This window comes from Micromonospora coxensis, from assembly GCF_900090295.1.
In the GTDB taxonomy this organism is placed as follows: Bacteria; Actinomycetota; Actinomycetes; order Mycobacteriales; family Micromonosporaceae; genus Micromonospora; species Micromonospora coxensis.
In genome coordinates this window covers 1,066,674-1,090,813 of sequence record NZ_LT607753.1, presented here as the reverse complement: position 1 = coordinate 1,090,813, position 24,140 = coordinate 1,066,674, and the positions used below count along the sequence as shown (strand labels likewise).

Annotated in this window: 21 protein-coding genes; 14 read left to right on the top strand and 7 right to left on the bottom strand. The window is 76.5% G+C overall.

The window, feature by feature from the left end:
- The first annotated feature begins 13 nt into the window (after nt 1–13).
- The 4 genes from GA0070614_RS04865 to cobA are packed head-to-tail and all read left to right on the top strand — an operon-like array spanning nt 14 to nt 3,511.
- Complete coding sequence (locus GA0070614_RS04865) at nt 14–196, top strand: 4Fe-4S binding protein (protein WP_088979219.1); 183 nt, start codon at nt 14–16, stop codon at nt 194–196.
- Nucleotides 193–1,284 carry a HoxN/HupN/NixA family nickel/cobalt transporter gene (locus GA0070614_RS04860; RefSeq protein WP_088974831.1) on the top strand — a complete coding sequence of 364 codons (1,092 nt, stop codon included), beginning with the start codon at nt 193–195 and terminating at the stop codon, nt 1,282–1,284. The genes GA0070614_RS04865 and GA0070614_RS04860 overlap by 4 nt, the downstream gene beginning before the upstream one ends.
- Complete coding sequence (locus GA0070614_RS04855; protein ID WP_088974830.1) at nt 1,281–1,877, top strand: precorrin-8X methylmutase; 597 nt, start codon at nt 1,281–1,283, stop codon at nt 1,875–1,877. The genes GA0070614_RS04860 and GA0070614_RS04855 overlap by 4 nt, the downstream gene beginning before the upstream one ends.
- Entirely contained in the window at nt 1,874–3,511 is a 1,638-nt protein-coding gene (gene cobA / locus GA0070614_RS04850) for a uroporphyrinogen-III C-methyltransferase (protein ID WP_088974829.1), read from the top strand. Before GA0070614_RS04855 ends, cobA begins: the two co-directional genes overlap by 4 nt.
- A 70-nt stretch (nt 3,512–3,581) precedes the next feature.
- Here the strand turns inward: cobA and GA0070614_RS04845 are convergent, their stop codons facing one another.
- From GA0070614_RS04845 to GA0070614_RS04835, 3 genes are all read right to left on the bottom strand, one after another.
- The gene (locus GA0070614_RS04845) at nt 3,582–4,526 is read right to left on the bottom strand and encodes an ATP-binding protein (RefSeq protein ID WP_088974828.1); all 945 of its coding nucleotides are present in this window, start codon (nt 4,524–4,526) and stop codon (nt 3,582–3,584) included.
- Between the two features lie 221 nt (nt 4,527–4,747).
- A complete protein-coding gene (crcB, locus tag GA0070614_RS04840; protein ID WP_088979217.1) occupies nt 4,748–5,110 on the bottom strand; it encodes a fluoride efflux transporter CrcB in 363 nt (120 codons plus the stop codon).
- Entirely contained in the window at nt 5,107–5,577 is a 471-nt protein-coding gene (locus GA0070614_RS04835) for a FluC/FEX family fluoride channel (RefSeq protein ID WP_088979218.1), read from the bottom strand. The genes crcB and GA0070614_RS04835 overlap by 4 nt, the downstream gene beginning before the upstream one ends.
- 312 nt (nt 5,578–5,889) lie before the next feature.
- Here GA0070614_RS04835 and GA0070614_RS04830 point away from each other — a divergent pair, with 312 nt between their 5' ends.
- Complete coding sequence (locus GA0070614_RS04830; RefSeq protein ID WP_088974827.1) at nt 5,890–6,852, top strand: zinc-binding dehydrogenase; 963 nt, start codon at nt 5,890–5,892, stop codon at nt 6,850–6,852.
- Between the two features lie 16 nt (nt 6,853–6,868).
- Here GA0070614_RS04830 and GA0070614_RS04825 read toward each other — a convergent pair whose 3' ends face one another.
- Nucleotides 6,869–7,951 (bottom strand): hypothetical protein, encoded by a 1,083-nt coding sequence (locus GA0070614_RS04825; protein WP_157744937.1) that lies wholly within the window; start codon nt 7,949–7,951, stop codon nt 6,869–6,871.
- 215 nt (nt 7,952–8,166) lie between these two features.
- On the opposite strand from GA0070614_RS04825, the gene paaI reads away from it, so the two are divergent.
- From paaI to GA0070614_RS04810, 3 genes are read left to right on the top strand one after another with little or no spacing between them, the layout of a single operon-like run.
- A complete protein-coding gene (paaI, locus tag GA0070614_RS04820) occupies nt 8,167–8,607 on the top strand; it encodes a hydroxyphenylacetyl-CoA thioesterase PaaI (RefSeq protein ID WP_088974825.1) in 441 nt (146 codons plus the stop codon).
- Nucleotides 8,608–8,652: 45 nt separating this feature from the next.
- A complete protein-coding gene (locus tag GA0070614_RS04815) occupies nt 8,653–9,762 on the top strand; it encodes a nucleotide disphospho-sugar-binding domain-containing protein (protein ID WP_088974824.1) in 1,110 nt (369 codons plus the stop codon).
- Between the two features lie 56 nt (nt 9,763–9,818).
- Nucleotides 9,819–10,394: a dienelactone hydrolase family protein gene (locus GA0070614_RS04810; protein WP_088974823.1), complete on the top strand. Its 576-nt coding sequence runs from the start codon at nt 9,819–9,821 to the stop codon at nt 10,392–10,394.
- A gap of 142 nt (nt 10,395–10,536) precedes the next feature.
- Here the strand turns inward: GA0070614_RS04810 and GA0070614_RS04805 are convergent, their stop codons facing one another.
- Nucleotides 10,537–13,092 carry an adenylate/guanylate cyclase domain-containing protein gene (locus GA0070614_RS04805; RefSeq protein WP_172892370.1) on the bottom strand — a complete coding sequence of 852 codons (2,556 nt, stop codon included), beginning with the start codon at nt 13,090–13,092 and terminating at the stop codon, nt 10,537–10,539.
- Between the two features lie 190 nt (nt 13,093–13,282).
- On the opposite strand from GA0070614_RS04805, the gene GA0070614_RS04800 reads away from it, so the two are divergent.
- From GA0070614_RS04800 to GA0070614_RS04775, 6 genes are all read left to right on the top strand, one after another.
- Nucleotides 13,283–16,204 (top strand): helix-turn-helix transcriptional regulator, encoded by a 2,922-nt coding sequence (locus GA0070614_RS04800; RefSeq protein WP_088974822.1) that lies wholly within the window; start codon nt 13,283–13,285, stop codon nt 16,202–16,204.
- Between the two features lie 116 nt (nt 16,205–16,320).
- Nucleotides 16,321–17,091: a DUF5995 family protein gene (locus GA0070614_RS04795; RefSeq protein ID WP_088974821.1), complete on the top strand. Its 771-nt coding sequence runs from the start codon at nt 16,321–16,323 to the stop codon at nt 17,089–17,091.
- 72 nt (nt 17,092–17,163) lie between these two features.
- A complete protein-coding gene (locus GA0070614_RS04790; protein ID WP_088974820.1) occupies nt 17,164–17,910 on the top strand; it encodes a phosphotransferase in 747 nt (248 codons plus the stop codon).
- Nucleotides 17,911–18,339, top strand: coding sequence for a hypothetical protein (locus GA0070614_RS04785; protein ID WP_231933532.1), 429 nt, complete (start codon nt 17,911–17,913; stop codon nt 18,337–18,339). It abuts the gene before it with no gap.
- A 99-nt stretch (nt 18,340–18,438) separates the two neighbouring features.
- A complete protein-coding gene (locus GA0070614_RS04780; protein WP_408630733.1) occupies nt 18,439–20,547 on the top strand; it encodes an APC family permease in 2,109 nt (702 codons plus the stop codon).
- Nucleotides 20,548–20,749: 202 nt separating this feature from the next.
- The gene (locus GA0070614_RS04775) at nt 20,750–22,270 is read left to right on the top strand and encodes a right-handed parallel beta-helix repeat-containing protein (RefSeq protein ID WP_088974818.1); all 1,521 of its coding nucleotides are present in this window, start codon (nt 20,750–20,752) and stop codon (nt 22,268–22,270) included.
- A gap of 210 nt (nt 22,271–22,480) precedes the next feature.
- Here GA0070614_RS04775 and GA0070614_RS04770 read toward each other — a convergent pair whose 3' ends face one another.
- Both GA0070614_RS04770 and GA0070614_RS04765 read right to left on the bottom strand, forming a co-directional pair.
- Nucleotides 22,481–22,687, bottom strand: a complete 207-nt coding sequence (locus GA0070614_RS04770) for a hypothetical protein (protein ID WP_088961651.1) — start codon at nt 22,685–22,687, stop codon at nt 22,481–22,483.
- Between the two features lie 294 nt (nt 22,688–22,981).
- Nucleotides 22,982–23,989, bottom strand: a complete 1,008-nt coding sequence (locus GA0070614_RS04765; protein ID WP_088974817.1) for a DUF4332 domain-containing protein — start codon at nt 23,987–23,989, stop codon at nt 22,982–22,984.
- Nucleotides 23,990–24,140: the final 151 nt, after the last annotated feature.

The window sequence follows — 24,140 nt, the reverse complement described above, 5'->3', positions numbered from 1 at the left end:
CCCGTCCGCGCCGGTGAGCATCGGCGCCTGCCAGGGCTGCGGCGCCTGCCTGCTCACCTGCCCGACGCACGCCATCCGTCCCACCCCGCTCGGGCTGACCGTCCGCGCCGACCGGTGCACCGGCTGCCTGGAGTGCCTGGAGATCTGCCCGGTGGACGCCATCCGCGCCACCGCCGAACCCCGAGGAGAGCGATGAACCCGATCCCGACCGCAGCCCCGCCGGTGGGCCGGTGGAGCCGTGCCGAGCGGGTACGCCTCGGCGGCGTGGTGCTCGCCGTCGCCGCCCTGCACGTCGCGGGCTGGACCCTCTACCTGTACTGGAACGACCAGCCGGCGGCGGCCGGCGGGCTGGCCGGGGCGGGCGCGCTGGCGTACGCGCTCGGCGTGCGGCACGCCTTCGACGCCGACCACATCGCCGCCATCGACGACACCACCCGGCTGATGCTGCTGCGCGGTCGGCGCGCGGTCGGCGTCGGCTTCTTCTTCGCCCTCGGGCACAGCGCGGTGGTGCTGCTGCTCGCCCTGGTGATCGGGCTCGCCTCGGCGAGCATGACCGAGCAGGGTATGGCCGGGGTCCGCGAGGTCGGCGCGGTGGTCGCCGCGGCCACCGCCACCGCGTTCCTGCTGCTGGTCGCCGGGCTCAACGCGGCCGTGCTGGCCGGGCTGGTGAAGCTGTGGCGCCGGCTGCGGGCCGGCACACTCGACGAGTCCGAACTGGACCTGCTGATGCTCAACCGGGGCCTGGTGCACCGGATCCTCGGCTCCCGCGCCCGCTCGCTGGTGCGATCCTCCTGGCACATGGCCCCGGTGGGCTTCCTGTTCGGGCTCGGCCTGGAGACCGCCAGCGAGGTCACCCTGCTGTCGCTGTCGGCGAGCACCGCCGCGGCCGGTGGCCTGCCGGTGCTGGCCCTGCTCACCCTGCCGCTGCTCTTCGCCGCCGGGATGTCGGCCATGGACACCGCGGACAGCCTGCTGATGGCCCGGGCCTACTCGTGGGCGTACCGGCAGCCGGCCCGGCGGCTCTGGTACAACCTCGCCACCACCGGGATGACCGTCGTCGTCGGCGCCCTGGTCGCCAGCGTCTACCTGTCCGGCCTGCTGGTCGAGCACCTCGGCGTGACGGCGCTGTCCGGCTACGCCGCGCTCGGCGACCACTTCGAGCAGCTCGGCTACGTGGTGGTGGCGCTCTTCGCGCTGGCCTGGGGTGGCGCGGTGGCGCTGTGGAAGCTGCGCGGGCACGACCGGCGCTACGGCCCCGGCGTCGGCGCGGAGGCGGGGTCGTGACCCGCGTCGTGCACCCGATCGAGGCGGAGTCGTACCGGATCCTGCGCTCGCGGGTCGACCTGACGCACCTGCCGCCGCTGACCCGGGCGGTCACCGAACGGGTGGTGCACGCCAGCGCCGACCTGGCGTACGTCACCGAGCTGGTCTGCGACGAGACGGCGCTGGCCGGCGGCCTGGCCGCGCTGCGCGCCGGGGCGCCGATCGTCACCGACGTGTGGATGGTCGCCGCCGGCGTCACCCGGGCCGGACGGGAGATCGTCTGCCCGGTGGCCGAGCCGGCCACCGCCGAGCGGGCCACCGCCACCGGGCTGACCCGCTCGGCCGCCGCCGTCCGCATCGCCCTGGACCGGGTGGGCCCCGGAGCGGTCTGGGTGGTCGGCTGCGCGCCGACCGCGCTGGAGGAGCTGATCACCCTGGACGCGGCGCCCGCCCTCGTGGTGGGGCTGCCGGTCGGCTTCGTCGGGGCCGCCGAGTCCAAGGCGGCGTTGCGCGCCAGCGGCCTGCCCGCCGTGTCCAACGTCGGCGAGAAGGGCGGCTCGGCGGTCGCCGCCGCCGCCCTCAACGCCCTGCTCTACCAGGAGGAGACGCCATGACCGCGCTGGTCATCGTCGGGCACGGCACGCGCAGCGCGGCCGGGGTCGACCAGTTCGCCGCGCTCGTCGACCGGGTCCGCCGTCGGGCCGCCGACCGCGTCGGCGACGTCGAGGGCGGCTTCATCGAGCTGTCCCGCCCACCGCTCACCGACGCGGTGACCGCGCTCGTCGAGCGGGGACACCGCAACCTGGTCGCGCTGCCGCTGGTGCTCACCGCCGCCGGGCACGGCAAGGGCGACATCCCCGCCGCGATGGCCCGCGAGCAGGAGCGGCACCCGGGCCTGACCTACCGGTACGGCCGGCCCCTCGGCCCGCACCCGTTGCTGCACGCCGCGCTCGAGGAGCGGATCGACGCGGCGCTGGCCGGCGCGGACCGGGCCGGCACCTGGGTCGCGCTGATCGGGCGGGGCTCCACCGACCCGGACGCCAACGCCGAGGTGGCCAAGGTGGCCCGGCTGCTCTGGGAGGGGCGCGGGTACGCCGGTGTCGAGCCGGGCTTCATCTCGCTGGCCGAGCCGTCCGTGCCGGCGGTACTGGAGCGGCTGCGCCGGCTCGGCGCCCGGCGCGTCGTCGTCGCCCCGTACTTCCTCTTCGCCGGGGTGCTGCCGGACCGGATCGTCGCGCAGTCGCAGGCGTACGCCGCCGCGCACCCCGACCTGGACGTGCGGGTCGCCGACCTGATCGGCGACTGCGACGCGCTGGCCGACCTCGTCCTGGAACGGCACGCCGAGGCGCTGGGCGGGGACATCCGGATGAACTGCGACACCTGCGCGTACCGGGTGCTGATGCCGGGCTTCGCCGACAAGGTGGGCCGGCCGCAGACCCCGCACGACCACCCCGACGACCCGGTAGGCGGCCACCACCACCATCACCACGACGGCGGCCGGCACCACCACGGGCCGGGCCTGCGCCCCGGGCAGGTCGCCGTGGTCGGTGGCGGCCCGGGTCCCGACGACCTGATCACCGTACGCGGCAGGGCGCTGCTGGACAGCGCGGACGTGGTGGTGGCCGACCGGCTCGCCCCGCAGGGGCTGCTCGCCGGGCTCCGCCCCGACGTGTTGGTCGTCGACGCCGCGAAGGTGCCGCGCGGGCCGTCGATGACGCAGGACGCCATCAACGACGCCCTGGTCACGCACGCCCGCGCCGGACGGCGGGTGGTCCGGCTCAAGGGCGGCGACCCGTACGTCTTCGGCCGGGGCCACGAGGAGGTCCAGGCGTGTGCGGCGGCCGGGATCGAGACCGTGCTGGTGCCCGGGGTCAGCAGCGCGCTCGCCGCGCCCGCCCTGGCCGGGGTGCCGGTCACCCACCGGGGCGTCGCCCACGACCTCACCGTCGTCTCCGGGCACCTGCCGCCGGGTCACCCCGACTCGCTGGTGGACTGGGCGTCGCTGGGCCGCGCCCGGGGCACCCTGGTGCTGCTGATGGCGGTCGACACCATCTCCAAGATCGCGGCGGTGCTGCTGGAGCACGGCCGTGTCCCGGACACCCCCGTGCTGGTGGTGCGCGACGCCGGACACCCGCAGCAGCGGGCCTGGGCGTCCCGGCTGGACGAGGTGGGCGAGCTGGCCGCCCGGGAGGACGTCCGGCCGCCGGCGGTCTTCGTCCTCGGTCCGGTGGTGGGGCTGCGCGGCTGACCAGCGGACCGGCCGGGACGTCGGCGCCGTCGACCGGGGCGCGAGCCGGTCGGCGCGGCCCGCAGCGGGCTCAGGAATCCTGTCGGTAGTGGTGGCCGCCCGGGCTGTTCCGGGCGGCCTCGCCGAGCAGCACGGTGACCCGGCACTCCGGGTCACCGACGGCGATCCGCTCGTCGAGCAGCACCACCGCCTCCCCGTGGTTGCGCGCGGCGATGCCGCCGAACACGCTGGAGGTCATCCGGCACAGCGCGGGCGCCCGGCGCACCGTCTCACCGAACGGGCACCGCCGGTTGCCCAGCACGACCCGGTCGGTGTCGACCGAGATGACGTAGAAGCCGCCGTCGAGCGCGGACTTGAGCCGCAGGTAGGAGTCGGCGAGCTGCTCGGCGGTGAGTCGGCCGGTCAGCTCCCGGGCGCGACGGTACTCGTCCTCCATCTGCCCGCCGACGGTCGCGCCCACCTGGGCCACCATCTCCTCGGCCACGGCCGGGCCCTGCCGGTTCTCGGCGGTGCGGGCCAACTCGACGACGAGGGCGCGCAGGAACGACTCCCGGCCGAAGCCGCCCGGGCCCGCCTCGTCGGGGGCGGGCAGCGCGTTGACCTCGCGGCGGGGCGGGTCGTAGGTCGGCTCGACCCGACGGGTGACCGGCAGCACGGTGCGGACCCGCTTGCCGGTGCCCCGTTTCGCCACCACCTCCAGCTCGGCGGCGAGCTGGCGGACCAGCCACAGGCCCCGGCCACGGACGCTGCCGAACTCCGGCGGCGGCAGCTCGGCGAGGTCGAACGAGGGGCCGAGGTCGTGCACCACCAGCGCGGGCCGCGCCGCGGACCAGTCCAGACCCACCCAGACCGGACCGCCGGCGTGCTCGACCGCGTTGCCGACGAGTTCGGAGACGACCAGGCCGGCGTCCTCGACCTCGTCGCGCTCCTGGGCGTGCCGGCGCAGGAACGCGGTCAGCTCGGTGCGCAGGGCGCTCGCCGCTGCCGGGGTCGCCGGTGCGAGCAACCACTCCATCGCGCCACCTCGATCCCCGCGTCGTGCCGGTCGGACGCCTCGTCGGCCGGAACGATGTCCGGTTGGCCGTGGCTGGTCGGTCGGTCCCCGGATCCGTCGGGTGTGCGGGTGTCCTGGCGACGACCGCGTGGGCCCACCATACGCCTGCTCCGGCCCGATGGCCCGTACGGCGGCCCGCCCGACCGCCGGCAGGGGTGGACGGACAGCCGGCAGGGGGACGGTCAGCCGGCCGCCCACCGGGTCACCGCGTACCCGAGCGCGGCGGCGCCGAGTCCGCCGGCCACGCTGAGCAGGACGTTGGCCAGGGCGCGACGCCGCTCGCCGGCCCGGGCCAGCCGCACCGTCTCGTAGCCGAAGGTGGACCAGGTGGTGAACGCGCCGCAGAACCCGGTGCCGAGCAGCGCGGTGACGGCCGGCCCGGCCGGGATCGCGACGAGCACGCCGAGCAGCAGCGACCCGACGACGTTGACGGTCACCGTGCCCCGGGGGAAGGCCGCGCCGTGCCGGGCCTGCACGGCCCGGTCGACGAGGTAGCGCAGCGGCGCGCCGAGCGCGGCCCCGAGCGCGACGAGCAGCACCGTCACCGCCCACCTCCGCGCTCCGCCAGCGCCCGCGCGGCCAGCGCGTCCCCGGCGAGCACGGCGAGCAACCCGGCCACCAGGGTCGCCGCCAGGTACGCCAGCGCGGTCACCGGGGCCCCGGCGGCGAGCGCCGCGTGGACGTCGACCACGTACGCGGAGAAGGTGGTGAACCCGCCCAGCACCCCGACGCCGAGGAACGGGCGGGTCAGCGGCGGGACCCGACGCCGGTCGAGCACCGCCGTCAACGCCCCGATCAGCAGGCACCCGGTCACGTTGACCGCGAAGGTCGCCCAGGGGAACCCGGTGGGGGAGTGCGGCAGGGCCGCCTGGAGGCCGGCCCGGGCCAGCGCGCCGAGCACCCCGCCCACGGCGATGGCCCCGAGCACCGCCGCCGGACGCGCGCCGAGTTCGGCCCGGTCGGCGGGGACCCGCAGGTCGACGTCGGGGTCGACCCGACGCGGCTCCGACACCTGCCCCTCCCACCGGTACGCGCACCACCGGCCGAGCCCGGACCTCCCGGACCTCCCGGCCCTCCCGCCCGGCCGACCCACCCTAACCCCGCCCACCCCCGCGCCCCCGCACCCGCGCCCTCCCAGCGTTGATCAAGAAGTGTGCGGCGGCGGCACGGCCGGATCCGGACCCGAACCTCTTGATCGACTGGCCGGGTCAGGCGGGTGTGGGGGTGCTCACGGTCCGCGCGGGTCCGGCCGGGGTTGACCTCAACCTCACTTGAGGTCGGAGGGTTCCGGGTGGACGGACGGCGACGACGACGGGGAGACGACATGCGAGTCATCGAGGTGGACCGGTTCGGTGGGCCGGAGGAGCTGCGGCTGGTCGAGGCGCCGGCCCCGTCGCCCGGGGCGGGGGAGGTCGCGGTGGACGTCGCGGTCGCCGACACCCTCTGGGTCGACACGGCGATCCGGGCCGGCCACGCGGAGCAGTGGTTCCCGATCCGGCCGCCGTACCGCCCGGGCGCCGGTGTCGCCGGCACGGTGGACGTGGTCGGCGCTGGCGTCGACCCGGGCTGGACCGGACGGCGGGTGGTCGCCCACACCGCCGCTGGCGGCTACGCCGACCGGGTGGTCGTGCCCGCCGAGGCGCTGGTGCCGGTGCCCGACCCGGTCGCCCTGACCGACGCCGCCGCGCTGCTGCACGACGGGGTGACCGCCTTCGGCCTGCTCGACCTGGTGCCGGTGCGCCCCGGCGACCGGGTGCTGGTCACCGCCGCCGCCGGTGGCCTGGGGGCCCTGCTCGTGCAGGCCGCGCACGCCACCGGCGCCGTGGTGGTGGCGGCCGCCCGGGGCGCGCGCAAGCGCGAGGCGGTACGCCGGCTCGGCGCCGACGTGGTCGTCGACTACTCCGAGCCGGGCTGGACCGACCGGGTCCGAGCGGAGGCCGGCGACCTGGACGTGGTCTACGACGGCGCCGGCGGCGACCACGGCCGGGCCGCCTTCGCCCTGCTCCGCCCGGGCGGCCGCTTCTCCGCGCACGGCGCGCCCGCCGGCGGCTTCGCCGTCCCCGACCCGGCGCAGGCCGACGCCCGGCAGATCACCGTCACCGGCATCAGGGACGTCCAGTTCGACCCCGCCACCATGCGCCGCCACCTGGCGAGCGCCCTGGCGGCCGTGGCCGCCGGCCGGATCAGGCCGCTCGTCGGCGGGACCTTCCCCCTCGACCGGGCCGCCGACGCGCACCGGGCGATCGAGGAGCGCGCCGTGGTCGGCAAGGCCCTGCTGACCGTCTGACCCGCCGCCCGGGTGCTCAGGCGGTCCGGTCCGCGGGCGAGGGCCGGGCCGCCAGTCCACCCAGGACGGCACCGACGATCGCGGTGAGGGTGACCAGGCCGCCGGACACCTCCGGGGTCCACCGCAGGCCGTCGGTGAGGGCCAGCCCCAGCAGGTGCCCCGCCCAGACCAGGCCGGCGTAGAGCGCGCCGGCGATCGGCAGCCGCAGCGCCGCGTCCCGGCCCCGGACCGCGTCCAGCCGCAGCAGCGCCACGTCGGCCAGCAGGGCGCCGAGCAGCGCGGTGAGCGCGGCGACGGTCTGCGGCGCCGGGAACTCGAACATCACCAGGTCGAACAGGGCGACGCCGGCGACCAGGGCGGTGCCCGCGCCGACGGTGGCCCGCCGCCGGTGCGCCCACAGGAACGGCACCACCAGCAGCACGGTGGTCACCAGGTACGCGTCGACGCCCAGGATCGCCGGGCCCTGGTTGCCGTACGCGCCGATCGCCTCCGTCGGCGCGGCGGTGAGGAACGCCGAGGAGTGGGTGAGCAGGATGGTCGGAGCCATCACCCCCAGCGTCATGGACAGCACCCCGGTCACCGCCCGCGTACCGCCCTCGCCACTGGCCCACCAGGAGCGCAGCGGACTGGTCAGCAGCAGCACCGCGCCGGCGTCGATGAGCAGGTGGCTCGGGCTGAACGCGGCGTCCAGGCCGACCTCCACGCCCAGCGTCTCGTGCCACACCATGTCGCCGAGGCCGCCGACGAGGAACACCGCGATGCCCAGCGCGCCGGCCCGGTAACCGGCCGGCCAGCCGTCCCGCCACCAGCGCGGCGCCGCGTCCCGCCGCTGGTACGCCAGCCAGAGCACCCAGCCGGCGGTGCCGGCGAAACCGGCGTACAGCAGGCCGTGCCACGGGGTGAAGAAGCCCTCGATGGTGTCGACGATGTTGGCGTGCGCCCAGCCGTCGGACATCGCCCCGGCGATCAGGCAGGCGCCCAGCACGACGGTGACCAGATCGTCGCGTCGGCTGGCCGGGCGCACCACCGGCCCGGCGGTCGGCGTCGACCGGCCCGCCTCGCGTCCTGCCGGGTCCGGTGCGACTGCGCTGCGCGTCATCGGCGTTCCCTCCCGCTACGGTCCGACGGTCCGTCATTGTGCCGCGCCGGTCGGTGACGTGCGTCGGTGACCCGCCGCCGCCGGGCTGACCTGCGCGGCGGCGTACGGTACCCGGGGCGGCCGGCGCGGGTGCCGGCGACGACTGGCAGGAGGAGCGCCGTGCAGGAGCGCAGCCCCCGACTCCCGAGCGACCCCGTCGACCGGCGGGTGGGCTGATGGCGGCGGAGAACGGCGCGGCGTCGGCGCGTACCGCCGCGCACGACATGTTCGACGCGGACGTCGCGTCGCGCAGCCTCGGCATCGAGCTGGTCCACGCCGGTGACGGGGCGGCGGTGGCCCGGATGCGGGTGACCTCGGCCATGCTCAACGGGCACGCCATCGGCCACGGCGGCTACGTGTTCCTGCTCGCCGACACGGCGTTCGCGCTGGCCTGCAACAGCCACGGCCCGGTGACCGTGGCCGCCGGGGGCGAGATCAGCTTCCTGCGCCCGGTCCGCGAGGGTGACCTGCTCACCGCGTACGCCACCGAGCGCACCCGGTACGGCCGCAGCGGCATCTACGACGTCACCGTCCGGCGCGGCGACGAGGTGGTCGCCGAGTTCCGCGGTCGCAGCCGCACCCTCGCCCCGGACACCGCCGCCGGCCCGCCCGGCTGACGCGCCGCCCCCACGGCCGCCCCGGCGCGGCCTACCATCGGCCGGATGCGCGTCCTGGTGGTCTCCGCACCCATGACCGGGCACGTCCTGCCGATGGTCCCGCTCGCCGTGGCGCTGCGCGACGCCGGCCACGACGTGCTCGTCGCCAGCGCCGCCGACGGCCTCCCCGGGCCGGACGCGGGCCTGCCGGTGCGCGACGTCGCGCCGCGCTTCGCGTTCGGGCCGATCGCCCGGTCCCTGCTGCTGCGTCACCCACTGCTCGCCCGGGCCGAGCTGGCCGGCACGGCCGGCACCCGGGGCGTCGCCCGGCTCTTCGGGCGGGTCAACGACGAGCTGGCCGACGGGCTGGTCGCGCTGGCCCGGCAGTGGCGGCCCGACCTGGTCGTCCACGAGCCACTCGCGGTGGCGGGCGCGCTCGCCGCCGCCCGCACCGGCGTGCCGGCGGTCCGTCAGGAGAACTCCCTGTTCGACGGTCGGGAACTCGTCCGGGCGACCACCGAACGGCTCGGCGGGGCGCTGGCGCGGCACGGGCTCGACGCCCTGCCGCCCCCGGCCGCCGCGATCGCCGTCGCCCCGCCGAGCGTGCTGGTCCAGGAGGGCTGGCCGATGCGGTACGCCGCGCACGGCGGCGCGGGGGAGCTGCCCGACTGGCTGCGCGAGCCGGGCGAGCGGCCCCGGATCCTGGTCAGCCGCAGCACCGTGCCCGGTCCGGGCGCGGCCGGGCCGATGCGCGCGGTGGTCGCTGCGGCGGGACGGGTCGACGCCGACGTCGTGCTCGTCCGCCCCGAGCCCCGGCTGGCCCGGGCCAGCCTGCCGCCGAACGTGCGTACCGTCGGCTGGATCCCGCTGGGCGCGGCGCTGGCGGCCGGTGCGGCCCTGGTGCACCACGGCGGCGCCGGCAGCGTCTACGCCGCCCTGGCCGCCGGGGCCCCGCAACTGGCGACGGTCGGGCCGGGCGACCGCCGGCACAACGCCGAGCTGGTGGCGGCCCGGGGCGCGGGGCTCGCCGCGCCGGCCCGGGCCGTCACCGCCGCCATGCTGACCCGGCTGGTCACCGACGCCGCGCTGGCCTCGGCCGCCCGCGAGGTGGCCGGGGAGATGGCCGCGATGCCGGCCCCGGCCGAGCTGGTGCCCCGGTTGGAGTCGCTGGTCTGACCGGCCCCGGTCGTGGTGGCCGGACACCATCGCCCGGGCGGGGCAGGATGGGGGTCATGGCCGACATCGTCCTCCTGCACTCCGTCTTCGGGCTCCGGCCCGCCGTGCTGGCCGACGCCGAGCGGCTGCGCGCCGCCGGCAACCGGGTGCTCACCCCCGACCTGTACGGCGTGCCCGCCGCCACCACCGTCGAGGAGGGCTTCGCCCTGCTGGAGAAGGTGGGCCAGGACGAGGTGCTGCGGCGGGCCCGGGCGGCGCTCGCCCCACTGCCGCCGCAGACGGTGCTCGCCGGCTACTCGATGGGCGCGGGCGTGGCCGGCGCGCTGCTGGCCGAACGGCCCGCCGCCGCCGCGCTGCTGCTCCTGCACGGCACCGGCGGCGACCCGGCGGCGGTGCGCCCGGGGCTGCCGGTGCAGCTGCACCTGGCCGATCCCGACGAGTACGAGCCGCAGCCCGAGATCGACGAGTGGGAACGGGCGATGACCGCCGCCGGCGCGCGGCTGGGTGTGTTCCGTTACCCGGGCCCCGGCCACCTCTTCACCGATCCCGGCGTGCCGGATCACGACCCGGACGCCACGGCGCTGACCTGGGAACGCGTCGAGGCGTTCCTCGCCGCCCTCCCCGCCGGCTGACGGCCCGACCCGTCACACCGCGCGGTCGCGGTGCGTCACGCCGCGTCGTCGTGGTGCGTCACGCCTTCGCGGTCGTGGTGCGTCGCGCCGCGCGGTCGTGGTCGTGCGCGGGGACGCCCGTCCGGCAGCGGTTCGCCGGCCGTCATGCCGCGCGGGCGTGGGTCGCCGTCGCCCAGGGCTGTGGCGCGGGGTGGCCCGTGCCGACCACGGTCAGCGCAGGACGGGCGTTCGGGCGGCTGCCCGCCGGGACCCCGCCCGCGTCGGACTGCCGGCGCGGTCGACCGCTGCCCGGGCCCGGTGGGCGGTCGTCGCCGTTCACCGCAGCGCGCCACGCCCGGTCCCCGGTCCCGCCCCGGACCGTCGCCACCGGCCCGGTCGACGCCGGCCGGGCGCCCGCCCGCCCGGCCGCGAGCGACACCGGCGGCAGGACAGCGGCGGCCGGTGCCGGCGCGAGGACGGCGTCCGGGGCGGCCGGTGACCGGGGCAGGGCGACGACGACCGGGGCCGCCGGTGCCGGCGCGAGGGCGACGGTGGCCAATGTCGGCGAGGACGCGACGATGGCCAATGTCGGCGAGGACGCGACGATGGCCGGCATCGGCGGGAGCGCGACGACGGCGGGCGCGGAGCCGGGCGAGCGGGGTGGGTGCGGCTGCCCGGACGGCTCGTCGGGCCCGGTCGTGGTCCGGCCGGCCATCGTGGACACCGGCGTGAGTGCGGCACCGGCGCGCGATACGGTCCCCGCGTGCCCGGCCGGGCCGCCCGGCCGGCGGGCGTCGGCCGTGGCCGTCACGGAGACGACGGGCCGGCGTACCGGGCCCTCGGGGCGGAGGCCGGGGTCCGGCAGGACGTCCTGCGCCGCCCCGGTGGCCGGTGCGCGGTCGTCCCGGGCGACGACGATCGGTGCGCCGCCGGCCCGGGCCCGCCGGGTGAACTCCGCCCGCACCGCGCGCGGCAGCCGGTCGTACGCGGCCCGGCACAGGGCCGGGTCCACGATCGCGTACCGGCCGCCCGGGGCGCGTCGCAGCAGTCCCTCCCCGGCGAGCCGGCGGAGCGCCGCCGCCGCCCGGCCGCTCGGCCAGTCGAGCAACCCGTCGACCGTGGTCGGGGTGAACGGTGCGCCGAGCGTCGCGCCGGCCATCAGCACCGCCCGGCCCGCCCCGTCGAGGCGGTCCAGCCGGGCGTCGGCCACCCGTCGTACCGCCTCGGGCAGCGCCGGTTCCGCCCTGGCGGCGCTGCCCGACGGGCGTGCGGCGGGATCCGGCGGGCCGGCCGGCCGGGCCCCCTCGCCCCGGCCGGCGTCGGCCACGTACGCGGCGGCGTAGCCGGGGATGCCGGCGACCAGTGGCAGCAGCCGGGCGGCCAGCGCGGCCGGGCGGCCGGCGCGGGTCAGCATCCGCCGCAGCAGCCGTCCGCTGTCGACCGTGCCGAGCGGCGACAGCGCCACCCGGCAGCGGTCGGCGGGGCCGGGCAGCAGGTCGGCCCAGTGCGGCCGGTGGGTGGCCACCACCGCCAGCGGCAGCCCGCGCAGGGTCGCCGCCGCGAACAGGGTGTGCAGGAACCGTCCCAGCTCGGGGGCGGCCCGGTCGAGGTCGTCGACCGCGACCACCAACGGCTGCCGGGCGGCACACGCCAGCAGCACCTGCCGGCAGGCGGCCGCACCCCGGGCCGCGCTCACCGGGTCGTCCGGCCGGGCCAGCAGCGCCGCCAGCGCCGCCACGGTCGGCGCCGACCGGGCGGGCGGCACCAGGCCCTCGACCAGCGCGGTCAGCCGCCGGCGGACCAGCGGGTCCGGGTCCGTCGTGCCCACCTCGGCGAGGTCGCGGACCAGGTCGGCGAGCGGGGCGAGCACCCCGTCCGGGTACGGCGGGCAGCGCGTCACGCCCCAGCGCACCGGCGTGCCGTCCACCTGCCGCACCGTGCGGCGCAGCTCGTGCAGCAGCCGGCTGCGCCCGATGCCGTCCGGGCCGACCAGCGACACCCAGCGCGGCCGGCGTTCCCGGGCGGCGCGCACGAGCTGGTCCCGGGCGGTGGCCAGCTCGCGTCGTCGGCCCACCAGCGGCCCCTCGTGCCGGGCCGGCCGGGGCCGGGTCGCCGCGGTGACCCGCCAGACGTCCACCGGCAGCGCCTTGCCGGCCAGCGCCGCCGGGGCGAGCGCGTGCTGGTCGACCAGCCCGGCGGTGGCCCGGTGGGTGGCCGCGCAGACGACCACGCCGCCGGCCGTGGCGTGCTCCTGGAGGCGGGCGGCGGTGCTGGTCACCGCGCCGCTGGCGGCGAAGTGGCCGCCGTCGCGGGCGGCGGCCAGGTCGACCACCGCCTCGCCGGTGGCGATCCCGACGCGCACCCGCAGCCGGACGCCCCCCGGCATCGGCCGCCGGTCCAGCGCGCGCTGGATCTCCAGCCCGGCCCGCACCGCCCGGTACGCGTCGAGCCCGTCGGAGCGGCGGGCGCCGAACAGCGCCATCACCGCGTCGCCGACGTACTTCTCCACCACGCCGTGCCACCGCCGCAGCACCCCGGCGACGGTGTCGAAGTACGCCCGTTGCAGGGCCCGGACGTCCTCCGGGTCGAGCCGCTCGGTCAGCGACGTGGAGCCGACGATGTCGGCGAAGAGCACGGTGACCGTGCGACGTTCCTCCGGCACCGGCCAGGCCGGACCGGTGACGTCCTCCCGACCGGTGACGATCGTGGACAGTGGCATCGCACCCACCTTTCCCCCCAGCCGCGGTGCCTGACGACCTCCGGAGACTGTCACCACCGGGCCGACGGGGGATCTGCAGAACGACGTATGTCGGCCGGCCGCAACCTTTAGTCGCAATGTCGACGCGAGAGGTACCACAGCGGGATTAAGCCCGTAGAACGGTCCGGGGACCTGTGACTAGGCTGCGACCATGGCCAGCGATGTGGACACCGCACCGCTCGTCGGCCGTGCCGACCAACTGACCATGCTGCGCTCCGCGCTCCTCGACGAGCTGGGCCCGGGGCAGACGGCGGCGGTCTTCGTCAGCGGCGAGAGCGGGGTGGGCAAGTCCCGCCTCCTGCACGAGGTCGGGGCGCGGCTGCGCGACGCGGGAGCCGTCGTGCTGACCGGCTCCTGCCTGGACATCGGCGACGCCTCGCCGCTGCACCCGGTGTTGCAGGCGCTGCGCCGCTTCGACGCCGACCTGACCGCCACCCACGCCCGCACCTCGTCGGCGGTCCGTGGCCTGCTGGGCATGTTCGCCGAGGAGCCGGCGACGCCGGACGGCGGAGCGCTGCTCGAACGGGTCTCCCGGGGGCTGAGCCTGATCGCCGAGGGCCGCCCCCTGGTGCTGGTCCTCGACGACCTCCAGTGGGTCGACCGGAGCACCCGGCAACTGCTGCTCTACCTCCTCGCCGGGCTGGGCGACCTCCAGCTCTCCGTGCTCGCCGCGGTGCGGGCCGAGTCGTTGCAGGGCGCCCACCCGCTGCGTCGGGTGCTCACCGAGCTGCGCCGGCTGCGCTCGGTGCGGGTGCTCGACCTGGCCCCGCTGGACCGCGCGGACACCGACCGGCTGGCCGCCGCGATCGTCGGCACCCCGTTGGCCCCGGAGGCCGCCGAGCAGGTCTGGCAGCGCAGCGGCGGCAACCCGTTCGTGGTCGAGGAGCTGGCCCGCGACCTGCGGGACGGCCGTGACGGGCTCTCCGACACGCTGCGGGAGATCTTCCTGACCCGGGTCGACGCGCTGCCCCAGCACGCGCACGCGGTGGTGCACGCCGTCGCCGCCGGGGTGGAGCCGGTCGAGCACTGGCTGCTGGCCGAGGTGCTGGCGCTGCCCGAGCAGGAGCTGATCGAGGCGGCTCGTGCCGCCGTCGCGCACCGCCTGGTCGTCTCCGCCGACGACGGCTACCGGCTGCGGCACCGGCTCGTCGCCGAGGTGCTGGAGCACGAGCTGCTCCCGGCGGAGCGCTCCGCCCTGCACCGGCGGTACGCGGAGGCGCTCACCCGGGCGCCGGCCGAGCTGCACCAGGCCCGGCTGGCCCACCACTGGCGGCTGGCCGGTGAGCCCGGCCGTGCCCTGCCCGCCGCCATCGCCGCCGCCCGCGAGGCCGAGCGGCTGCACGGCTTCGCCGAGGCGCACCGGCACTGGTCGGTGGCGCTGCAGCTGGCGTCCACCCCGGCGAGCGGCCCGGCCGGTCCCGCCCCGCACGACGTCGACCGGGCGGCGCTGCTGGAACACGCCGCCGAGACCGCCCACCAGTGCGGTGAGCACGCCCGGGCGCTGTCCCTGCTGGCGGAGCTGGCCGGCGCGCAGGAGGCCGAGCCGTCCTGCGCGGTCCGTATCCGGCGCGCCCGCTACCTCGCCGCCGCCGGCCGGTCCGCCCCCGCCGAGGCGGAGTACCAGCAGGTCCTGGCCGCCGCCGACTGCACCGCCCGGGAACGGGCCACCGCCGCGGCGCACCTGGCCGAGCTGCTGCTGCACCTGGGCCGGTACGCCGACGCCGGTCGGCGCGCGCGGGAGGCGCTGGAGCTCGCGGCGAAGGTCGAGGGCAGCACCACGGAGGTGGTGCTCGCCAGCTCGGCGCTCGGCTTCAGCGAGGCGTTCCTGGAGGACCCGGACGCCGGGCTGGCGGTGGTGCGGCGGGCGCTGGAGATCGCCGAGCGGGCCGGCCGACCCGAGGACGTCGCATGCGCGTACCTGCACCTGGCGGAGTTGCTGACCGGGCCGCTGAACATCCTCGAGGAGGGGGTGGTGGTGGCCCGGCGGGGTGCCGAGCGGGTCGCCGAGCTGGGGTTGGGGCGCACCTACGAGACCCGGCTGCTGGCCATCGCCACCAACGGGCTGTTCCGGGTGGGGCAGTGGGCCGAGGCGGAGAAGGTGGTCGCGGCGGCGCTGCGGCACCGCCCGTCCGGCGCGGACGCGGTGGAGCTGCTGCTGGCCCGCTGCCGGCTCTCCGTCGGGTACGGCGACGTCGAGGCGTCCGACCGGGACCTGGAGGCGGTGGCGACGATGCTCGCCGGCGGTGGCGCGCCCCGGCACGTGCTGCCGATGCTGATCCTGCGCGCCGGGCTGGCCATGTGGCAGGGGCGGCACGACGTCGCCCGGCAGGCGGTGCAGCGCGGCCTGACCGAGAGCCGCTCCGACGACGTGGTGCTGCTGGCCACGCTGGCCTGGCACGGGCTGCGGGCGGAGGCGGAGGCGCACGCCAGCCGGAGCGTGCCGGTCGACGAGACCGCCCTGCGCCGGCTGCGCGACGCCGTCGACCGGGTGACGACGAAGAGCGTGACGGCGGCCCGTCCGGTCCGCTACGTCGCGGACGGCTTCCTCGCCCTGTGCACGGCGGAGCTGAGCCGGCTCGACGGACGCGGTGACCCGGACGCCTGGGCCCGCTCGGCGGCCGAGTGGGACCGGCGCAACCACCCGTACCCGGCGGCGTACTCGCGGCTGCGGCAGGCCGAGGCGCTGCTGGCCCGGCGCAGCCGCAGCGCCACCGCCGCGAAGCTGCTGCGTCGGGCGTACGAGATGGCGCAGGCGCTCGGCGCGGCGCCGCTGACCAGTGAGATCACCACCCTCGCCGGTCGTGCCCGGGTGGAGTTGGAGGAGCGGGTGCGGCCGGCCGGCCGGTCCGCGGGCCGGGGCGAGCCGGCCGGCGACGAGCTGGCGGTGCTCACCGCCCGGGAGCGTGAGGTGCTGGCCGCGGTCGCCGAGGGGCTGACCAACAAGGAGATCGGCCAGCGGCTGTTCATCAGCGAACGGACCATCGGGGTGCACGTCTCGCACATCTTCGACAAGCTCCAGGTCCGCACCCGGGTGCAGGCCAGCGCGATCTTCCTGCGTACCCGGGGCGAGTGACGTACGCCCGTCCGGCGCGAATACGTCGTTCTACTGATCCCACCGGCGCCGCCCGCTGGCAGGCTCTGCACCGGAGGCGACGGCACGGGGATGCCCCTGACCACAGTGGAGGAGACATGACGGAGCCGGTCTGGGGCCCGGTCCACGCGGACATCGTCGGCCTGCTCGCCGACCATCCGGAGGACGTGCCTGCGGTGGTGGACCACCTCACCAAACTCCAGGACCTGCTGGTCCGGCTGCCCCCGCTGGAGCGCAGCTGCCCGCTTGCCGACTTCAACGAGCTGTACCTGACCATCACCACCAGCGTGCTGGAGGGGCTGTACGACGACTTCTTCGCCGACCCGGTCTTCCTCTCCCGGCTCGACGTGGAGTTCGCCGCGCGCTACTTCGACGCGCTGCGCATGTGGACGGAGTCCAGCCCGACCACCCCGAAGGCGTGGGCCTGCCTGTTCAGGCGGATGCGCGGCCCGGACGCCCGGCCGCTGCCCTCGGCCGCGGCGGGGGTGAACGCCCACATCAACTTCGACCTGCCGTTCGCGCTGGTGACCACCTTCGGCCACCTGGAGTCGGAGCCGGTCGACGGCAGCGACCAGCACCGCGACTACCTGAAGATCAACGACATCTTCGCCGACAAGATCCCGTCGCTGCGCCGCGGCTACCTGGAGCGCTGGCAGCTCCTGCTGGACATGCTCAACGGCGACATCGACGACTGGTACCAGGGCGAACTGGTGGAGTACACCCGGGACGTGGCCTGGCGCAACGCGCAGAAGATCTGGCGCTGCCGGCACGACCCGAACGCCCGCGACTGCGAGCGTGCGCGGCTGGACGACAACGCCGCCGCGCTCGGCCGGCTGCTGCTCTCGCCGCTGGGGGCGTTCCTGCAGTAGCCGGGACGGGGGGTCCCCGCGCTCCGGGAAACCGGGGCGCGGGGACGCGTCCGTCCGGGGCAGGATGGCGGGATGATCGAGCAGCCGCTGCCCGGCAACGTCACCACCGGGGTGGTCCGGGTCGGCGACACCGTGCGCCGGCCGGCAGGTCCGTGGACCGACGCCGTCGACGCCCTCCTGGCGCACCTGCGCGACGTCGGCTTCGCCGGCGCGCCCCGGCCGCTCGGCCGCGACGAGCAGGGCCGCCAGGTGCTGGAGTACGTGCCGGGGGAGTGCGGCGACCACACCGGGACGTACCCCCTGGCGGAGCTGGTCTCGATCGGCCGGATGCTGCGCGACCTGCACGACGCGACGGCCGGCTTCGTGCCCCCGGAGCCGGCGGGCTGGCGGCCCGCCATCGCGCCGGACGGCGCGGAGCTGATCTGCCACCACGACGCCGCGCCGTGGAACCTGGTCCGGGCCGCCCGGGGCTGGGTGCTCATCGACTGGGACGGCGCCGGCCCCGGCACCCGCGGGTGGGAACTCGCCTACGCCGGGCAGAGCATGGCGGGGATGCGGCCGGACCGCCCGGTCGAGGAGTCGGCCCGGCGGCTGCGCGCCCTGGTGGTCGAGGGGTACGGCCTGGCCGAGGCGGACCGTCCGGCGCTCGCCGCCACGCTGGCGCGCCGCGCCGGGGCGATGTACTCGCTGCTGCGCGACGGGGCGCGCGACGGCGTGCAGCCCTGGGCCCGGATCTTCACCGAGGACGGCCCGTACTGGCAGGGGGTCGCCGGGTACCTCGCCGCGCACACCGAGGTCTGGCTCCGCGCCCTGCGGTGAGTGTCGGCCGCCGCGCACCGGGTACGCCGGGGCATGCCCGCGCACCGCTCGGCGTTCCGGTTCGACCCGGCCTTCCGGGTCCCGCTGGCGCTGCTCGGCGTCCGGCCGGAGACCTCCTGGGTGCTCGTCGACGACGAGGCGGTGGAGATCCGCTTCGGCCCGTGGCGGCTGCGCACCCCGCGCGCCAACGTCGCCGGCGCGGAACTCGGCGGGCCGTACCGCTGGTGGCGGGCGGTCGGGCCGCACCTGTCGCTGGCCGACGGCGGGGTCACCTTCGGCAGCAGCACCGCGGCGGGGGTCTGTGTCCGTTTCGTCGACGGCGTCCGGGCCCTGGCGCCGGGGCCGTGGCTGCGGCATCCGGCGGCCACCGTGACCGTCGGGGACCCCGAGGCGTTGGTGCGGGCCCTGCGCGAGCCGCCGCCGGCCTGACCGCCGTGGTGGCGGACGGCCCGGGCTTTGCCCCATTCCGCCCGGCTGCCGTCGGACGGACCCCTACGGTCGGTGCAGGGTCGCGAGAGCGGGAGGGCCATGGCGCACGGGCGGGACGGGGCGGCGGGGCGGCGCGGTCACCGGCGGCGCGGCCCGTCGACGCCGGCTGTCCCGGGCCGGGCGGTGCGCGAGGCGCGCCGGCCGGGCCAGGGGGAGCGGACCCGACCGGGGCCGTCGGTGGTGCCCGACTGCGTGGACAGTCACGTGCGCCCGGCGCCGCCCGCCGGCGCGCTGCGCCGCTGGCTCTTCGCCCACCACGTCCAGCCGGTCGGCCCGGAGACCGAGGAGGGCACCCAGCAGCGCCACCCCTGGTGGCAGGTGATGTGCCTGACCGGGGTCGACTACTTCTCCACGCTGTCCTACCTGCCCGGCATCGCGGCGCTGGCGGCCGGGGCGCTCTCCCCGCTGGCCACGCTGCTGATCGTGGCGTTGACCCTGTTCGGCATGCTGCCGATGTACCGGCGGGTGGCCCGGGAGAGCCCGCACGGGCAGGGTTCGGTGGCGATGCTGGAGCGGCTGCTGCCGTTCTGGCGGGGCAAGGTCTTCGTCCTGGTGCTGCTCGGCTTCGTCGCCACCTCGTGGATCGTCACGATCACCCTGTCCGCCGCCGACGCCACGGTGCACCTGTTGGAGAACCCGTACCTGCCGGACGCCGTCCCGCACGGCGACGTCGCGGCGGTGGTGGTGACCGTGGTGCTGCTGCTCGTGCTCGGCGGGGTGTTCCTGATGGGCTTCAGCGAGGCGGTGCGCGTGGCGATCCCGCTGGTCGTGGCCTTCCTCGGGCTGAACGCGGTGATCGTGGCGGCGGGTCTGGCCGAGGTGGTCGCCGACCCGTCGCTGCTGGCGGACTGGACCGCCGCGCTGACCGCCGGCGGCGCCGGCGTCGGCGACCTGGTCGGCCCGGCGGTGCTGGCCTTCCCGCTGCTGGTGCTGGGGCTCTCCGGCTTCGAGACCGGTGTCAGCATGATGCCCCTGGTGAAGGGGGAGGGCGCGGCCAAGCAGGAGCGGCTGGAGGCGCGGATCCGCAACACCCGCAAACTGCTCACCACCGCCGCCCTCGTCATGTCGGTCTACCTGCTCGCCACCACGTTCGTGACCACCGTGGTGATCCCGGCGCAGGAGTTCCGCCCGGGCGGCGCGGCCGACGGACGGGCGTTGGCCTGGCTCGCCCATGAGCACCTCGGTGAGGCGTTCGGCACGGTGTACGACGTCAGCAGCGTGCTGATCCTCTGGTTCGCCGGCGCGTCGGCGATGGCCGGTCTGATCAACATCGTGCCCCGCTACCTGCCGTCGTACGGCATGGCCCCGGAGTGGGGGCGGGCGGTGCGCCCGGTGGTGCTGGTGTACACCGTGGTCAGCATCCTGATCACGGTGGCCTTCCGGGCGGACGTGAACGCCCAGGCCGGCGCGTACGCCACCGGGATCCTGGCGATGATGGTCTCCGGGGCGGTGGCGGTGACCATCGCGGCGGTGCGGGCCCGGCACCGGGCCGCCGGCGTCGGGTTCGGCGTGTTGGTCGCCGTGCTGCTCTACGCGCTGGTGGAGAACGTGATCGAGAAACCGGACGGGATCGCCATCTCCGCCCTGTTCATCGCCGGCATCATCGTCGTGTCGCTGGTGTCCCGGGTGTCGCGCACCACCGAGCTGCGAGCCGAGCGGATCGAGTTCGACGAGGCCGCCCGACGGTTCGTCGGCGAGTCGTTGGCCCACGACGGCCGGCTGCACCTGATCGCCCACAAGCGCGACAGCGGCGCGTTGAAGGAGTACCGGGTCAAGGAACGGGCCCAGCGCGGCCTCAACCCGGTGCCCGGCGCGGCCGACGTGCTGTTCCTGGAGATCGACGTGGTGGACCCGTCGCAGTTCAGCCAGGTGCTGCGGGTACGGGGGGTGGAGGTCGGCGGGCACCGGGTGCTGCGGGCGGGCAGCCCGGCGGTGCCCAACGCCATCGCCGCGATCCTGCTCGCCCTGCGCGACGCCACCGGGGTACGCCCGCACGCGCACTTCGAGTGGTCCGAGGGCAACCCGATCGCCCACCTGCTGCGGTACCTGATCCTGGGCCGGGGAGACACGCCGCCGGTGGTCCGGGAGATCATCCGCAAGTCCGAGCCGGACCCGTCCCGGCGACCGGGCATCCACGTCGGCGGTTGAGCCCGGTCGTGCGGTTCGCCCCGACGCTACGCCTGATTCTCCCCGGATGAGGCTTTCAACGCGAAACTCAGCTTTATTCGCTTTCACGACTTCTGCCCGTTCTGCGGTCGTATGGTGACCTTCGGTAGCTGAGGGGATCTCGGTTACCCCGCGCCCGATTCGGTGCGGCCGTGTATCGCACGCACGAGAGGTAGGAAGCGCCATGTCCACGTACCGAGGAGGCCGGCGGGCGGCACGCCCCGGGCGCCGGCCCGGGTGGTTTCTGGCGGGCGGCCTGGTGGCGGGAAGCCTGGTGGCGGGAGCGGCGGGGCTGACCGGTGCCGCCGCGATGGCCGCCGACCGCGGTCTGTCCTTCGCCAACCTGGGCGCCCCGATCCGCGCCGTCAGCAAGGACGACGGCGGCCGGTGGGAACGCCCCGACGCCGGTCGCGAGCAGGGCCGGAAGCACGACGGACCCGCCCGGCCCGGTGGCCGGCACGACGACCGCAAGCCGATCTTCGTGCCCTGCGAGACGACCAAGTTGATCGCGGCGCTGGTCCGCGCCAACGCCGAGGGCGGGGCGGTGCTCCAGCTCGCGCCGAAGTGCACGTACACCCTCGGGCACGCCTTCGTGCAGAAGGACGACTGGGACGGCGGCGTCCGGGACGCCCGGGAGGCCAACGACGCCGCCGAACAGCCGGGTGACGCCGAGGCGCCGCCCCGCCACCCCCGGGACGACGCGACCGGGCTGCCGATCGTCTACCAGCCGATCACCATCAAGGGCGCCGGCGCCACCATCGCGCGGGGTGGCAACGCCGAGGCGTTCCGGTTCTTCACCGTCCGCGACGGCGGGGAGCTGTTCCTCAACGACGTCACCCTGCGCAACGGCAGGTCGACCGGGGAGGGCGGCAGTGTCCACGTCGTGCACGGCGCGACCGCCGTGCTGACCCGGGTGACCGTCGTCGGGAGCACGTCCCACTCGGCCGAGAGTGGCGGCGGCGGGGTCTTCAACGACGGCAACATGGTGGTCGAGGAGAGCACCTTCGTCGGCAACCGGGCCGCCGGCGCCGCGGGCAAGGGCGGGGGCCTGCTCAACGGCGGCGTGCTCACCCTGCGCAAGTCCCAGTTCCGCGACAACAGCGCCGTCGCGTACGGCGGTGGTCTCGGCAACTACCGCGCGGCGGCGGACGTCGACGGCACCACCTTCGTGCACAACAACGCGGCGCAGGGCGGTGGCATCGCGAGCTTCTCGGCCCGGACGAAGGTGGCCGACACCGCGGTCATCGGCAACAGCGCCCAGTACGGCGGCGGCATCGCCAACAGCGACGCGGTGATCGTCCTGCGGGACATGAAGATCCGGGACAACACCGCGACCGTCAACGGCGGTGGGATCTCCAGCGTGCAGGGCCTGCTCCCGATCGACGACAGTGTCGTCTCCGGCAACACCGCCCGGGGCCACGGCGGCGGCATCTACGCGGAGAAGTCGAACCTGCTGGTGCGTACGACCGACGTCAACCGCAACCACGCGGTCGGCAACCTGTCCAAGGGCGGCGGCATCTTCGCCACCCTGGGCAAGCTCTCGATCTTCAAGAGCAGCATCTTCGAGAACGCCGCCACGCTCAAGCCGGGCGGGCTGTTCGCCGCGCGGGCCGGGGTCCGCGTCGACGACGAGACCGACATCGTCGCCAACACCCCGAGCAACTGCGAGGGCAGCGCGGTGCCGATCGCGCACTGCTTCCGCTGACGGCCGCTCGCTGTCACCGGGGCGCGCCCACCCGGACCACGGTCCGGGCCGGGCGCGCCCCTGCCGTGCGCGCTGCCGCGCGAACCCTGGCCACCCCCTGACCCAGCCTCCTAGGTCGCTCTAGGGGTGGTGACGGTGATGGTCGTTCGCGGACACGGAACGGCCCGCGCCCCGGGGGTGTGGGCGCGGGCCGGACGGACGTGCGAACGCCTACTTGGACGGCTCGGGCAGCTTGCAGTCGACCTTGGGGTTGGCGCCGATGTAGTTCAGCGGCCCGGCGACGATGGTCACCAGGATGGTGCCGGCCTCCGCGCAGTTGGTGTCGTCGTTGCTGTAGTAGCCGCGCTGGCCTGCGGCGATGGCGCCGATGAGCAGCCAGATGACGACGAGGACTCCGAATATCGACGTTCCGCGCATGGGGGGCCTCCCGGGTCGTGGTGGTTCGAGGGTGACGCCTGTGTACCCAGACACGGCGAACGGATAAACGGCGTCCGTTCCGGACAGGGCGGCGTGGGTGAACCGGGCGGCGCGGGGGACCGAGCGGTCCGGAGGACCGAGCGGTCCGGGCGGGTGTGCCGAGGGCGCGGACGGCGCAGTCGGCAGGCGACCGGCCCCTGACGCGGAGGTCGGGTGGGGCGCGGTGGGCGGGTGACGCGGAGGTCGGGCGGAGCCCGGTGGGCGGGCCGGGGTCGGCACGCCCACCGGGACGGGTCAGCCCTGCTCGCCGGCCCCGGTCGGGACGGGCAGCACCGCGTCGGCCTCGGCGCCGGCGCCGGCCAGCACCTTCGCCTGCTGCGGCCAGGTGGCCAGGCTCGCCGCGGTCCGCAGCCCGGCGGCGCGGATGGTCTCCCGCAGCGCGGCCTCGTCCAGCTCGGCGAGCTGGCGGTAGGTGCGGATGCCGGCGGCCTGCAACGCGGCGGCCATCTTCGGCCCGACGCCCTGGATCCGGCGGAAGTCGTCCGCCGTCTCCTCGTCCGCCACCGCCGGCCCGGCGGCGACGACCGGCTCCGCCACGGCGGGAGCGGCAGCCGGCTCGGCGGCGGGAGCGGTGGCCGGCTCCGGCGTGCTCGCCGCCGCCGTGCTGGTCGTCGAGGCGAGGTCGTCGCCGTCCGCGACCGGCGCGGTGTCGTCGGCGGCGGCGCGCGGCGCCGGGATGGCCGGCGTGGCCTTCTCGGCCGGGCCGTCGACCTCGGCCGTCACCGAGTCCGGCGCGTCGGCCGGCTGCGGGGTCGGGTCGGCGGTGAGCGGCGTGCCGGACTCGGCGTCGGCCCGGACGGGCTCGTCCTGCTCCGGCGTGGCCCGCGGCGTGTCGTCGGCCGCCTCCCGGGCGTCCCGCGCCGGCGCGGCCGGCTCCTCGGCGGCGGACCGGTGGTCGGCCGGCGTCCCGTCGGCGCCGGTGCTCACCGGCTCGTCGGTGGTCGCCGTGGTCAGGGTGGCGGCGGCCGGCGCGACGGTGAGGTCGTGGCCGGCCGGCTCGTCGACGACCGCGGCGGGCGCGGGGGAGTGGTCCACGGTGGCCTCGGGCCGTGGCGTGTCGAGGGTGGCGGTGGTGGCCTCGGCCTTCTCGACCTCGGTGAGGCCGACGACCGGGTCACCCTCCACGATGGGTGCGCTCGGCGCGGCAGCCGCCGACTGCCGGCCACGGGCCAGCCAGCCGGCGGCCCCGCCCAGCGCCAGGGCCAGGATCACGATCAGCCATTGCCCGAAACTCGACGGCACGGCGAACCTCCCTTATGCGTACGTCGGTGAAAAGTGGCGAAGAAAACTCGCCGCAGCTTTGCACACGCGCACGTCGGGCGACAGAGAGGTCCGGTAACGACGTCGCAGGTGGGACGGTCGGTGTCGGGCGGTGGTGGCGGGATGACCGACG

What these genes read in the sequence shown, in the direction of transcription:
- GA0070614_RS04860 (WP_088974831.1), top strand. Translation starts at nt 193, where the DNA reads ATGAACCCGATCCCGACCGCAGCCCCGCCGGTGGGCCGGTGGAGCCGT.
- cobA (WP_088974829.1), top strand. Translation starts at nt 1,874, where the DNA reads ATGACCGCGCTGGTCATCGTCGGGCACGGCACGCGCAGCGCGGCCGGG.
- GA0070614_RS04845 (WP_088974828.1), bottom strand. Translation starts at nt 4,526, where the DNA reads ATGGAGTGGTTGCTCGCACCGGCGACCCCGGCAGCGGCGAGCGCCCTG.
- GA0070614_RS04830 (WP_088974827.1), top strand. Translation starts at nt 5,890, where the DNA reads ATGCGAGTCATCGAGGTGGACCGGTTCGGTGGGCCGGAGGAGCTGCGG.
- GA0070614_RS04825 (WP_157744937.1), bottom strand. Translation starts at nt 7,951, where the DNA reads ATGACGCGCAGCGCAGTCGCACCGGACCCGGCAGGACGCGAGGCGGGC.
- paaI (WP_088974825.1), top strand. Translation starts at nt 8,167, where the DNA reads ATGGCGGCGGAGAACGGCGCGGCGTCGGCGCGTACCGCCGCGCACGAC.
- GA0070614_RS04815 (WP_088974824.1), top strand. Translation starts at nt 8,653, where the DNA reads ATGCGCGTCCTGGTGGTCTCCGCACCCATGACCGGGCACGTCCTGCCG.
- GA0070614_RS04810 (WP_088974823.1), top strand. Translation starts at nt 9,819, where the DNA reads ATGGCCGACATCGTCCTCCTGCACTCCGTCTTCGGGCTCCGGCCCGCC.
- GA0070614_RS04805 (WP_172892370.1), bottom strand. Translation starts at nt 13,092, where the DNA reads ATGCCACTGTCCACGATCGTCACCGGTCGGGAGGACGTCACCGGTCCG.
- GA0070614_RS04800 (WP_088974822.1), top strand. Translation starts at nt 13,283, where the DNA reads ATGGCCAGCGATGTGGACACCGCACCGCTCGTCGGCCGTGCCGACCAA.
- GA0070614_RS04795 (WP_088974821.1), top strand. Translation starts at nt 16,321, where the DNA reads ATGACGGAGCCGGTCTGGGGCCCGGTCCACGCGGACATCGTCGGCCTG.
- GA0070614_RS04790 (WP_088974820.1), top strand. Translation starts at nt 17,164, where the DNA reads ATGATCGAGCAGCCGCTGCCCGGCAACGTCACCACCGGGGTGGTCCGG.
- GA0070614_RS04780 (WP_408630733.1), top strand. Translation starts at nt 18,439, where the DNA reads ATGGCGCACGGGCGGGACGGGGCGGCGGGGCGGCGCGGTCACCGGCGG.
- GA0070614_RS04775 (WP_088974818.1), top strand. Translation starts at nt 20,750, where the DNA reads ATGTCCACGTACCGAGGAGGCCGGCGGGCGGCACGCCCCGGGCGCCGG.
- GA0070614_RS04770 (WP_088961651.1), bottom strand. Translation starts at nt 22,687, where the DNA reads ATGCGCGGAACGTCGATATTCGGAGTCCTCGTCGTCATCTGGCTGCTC.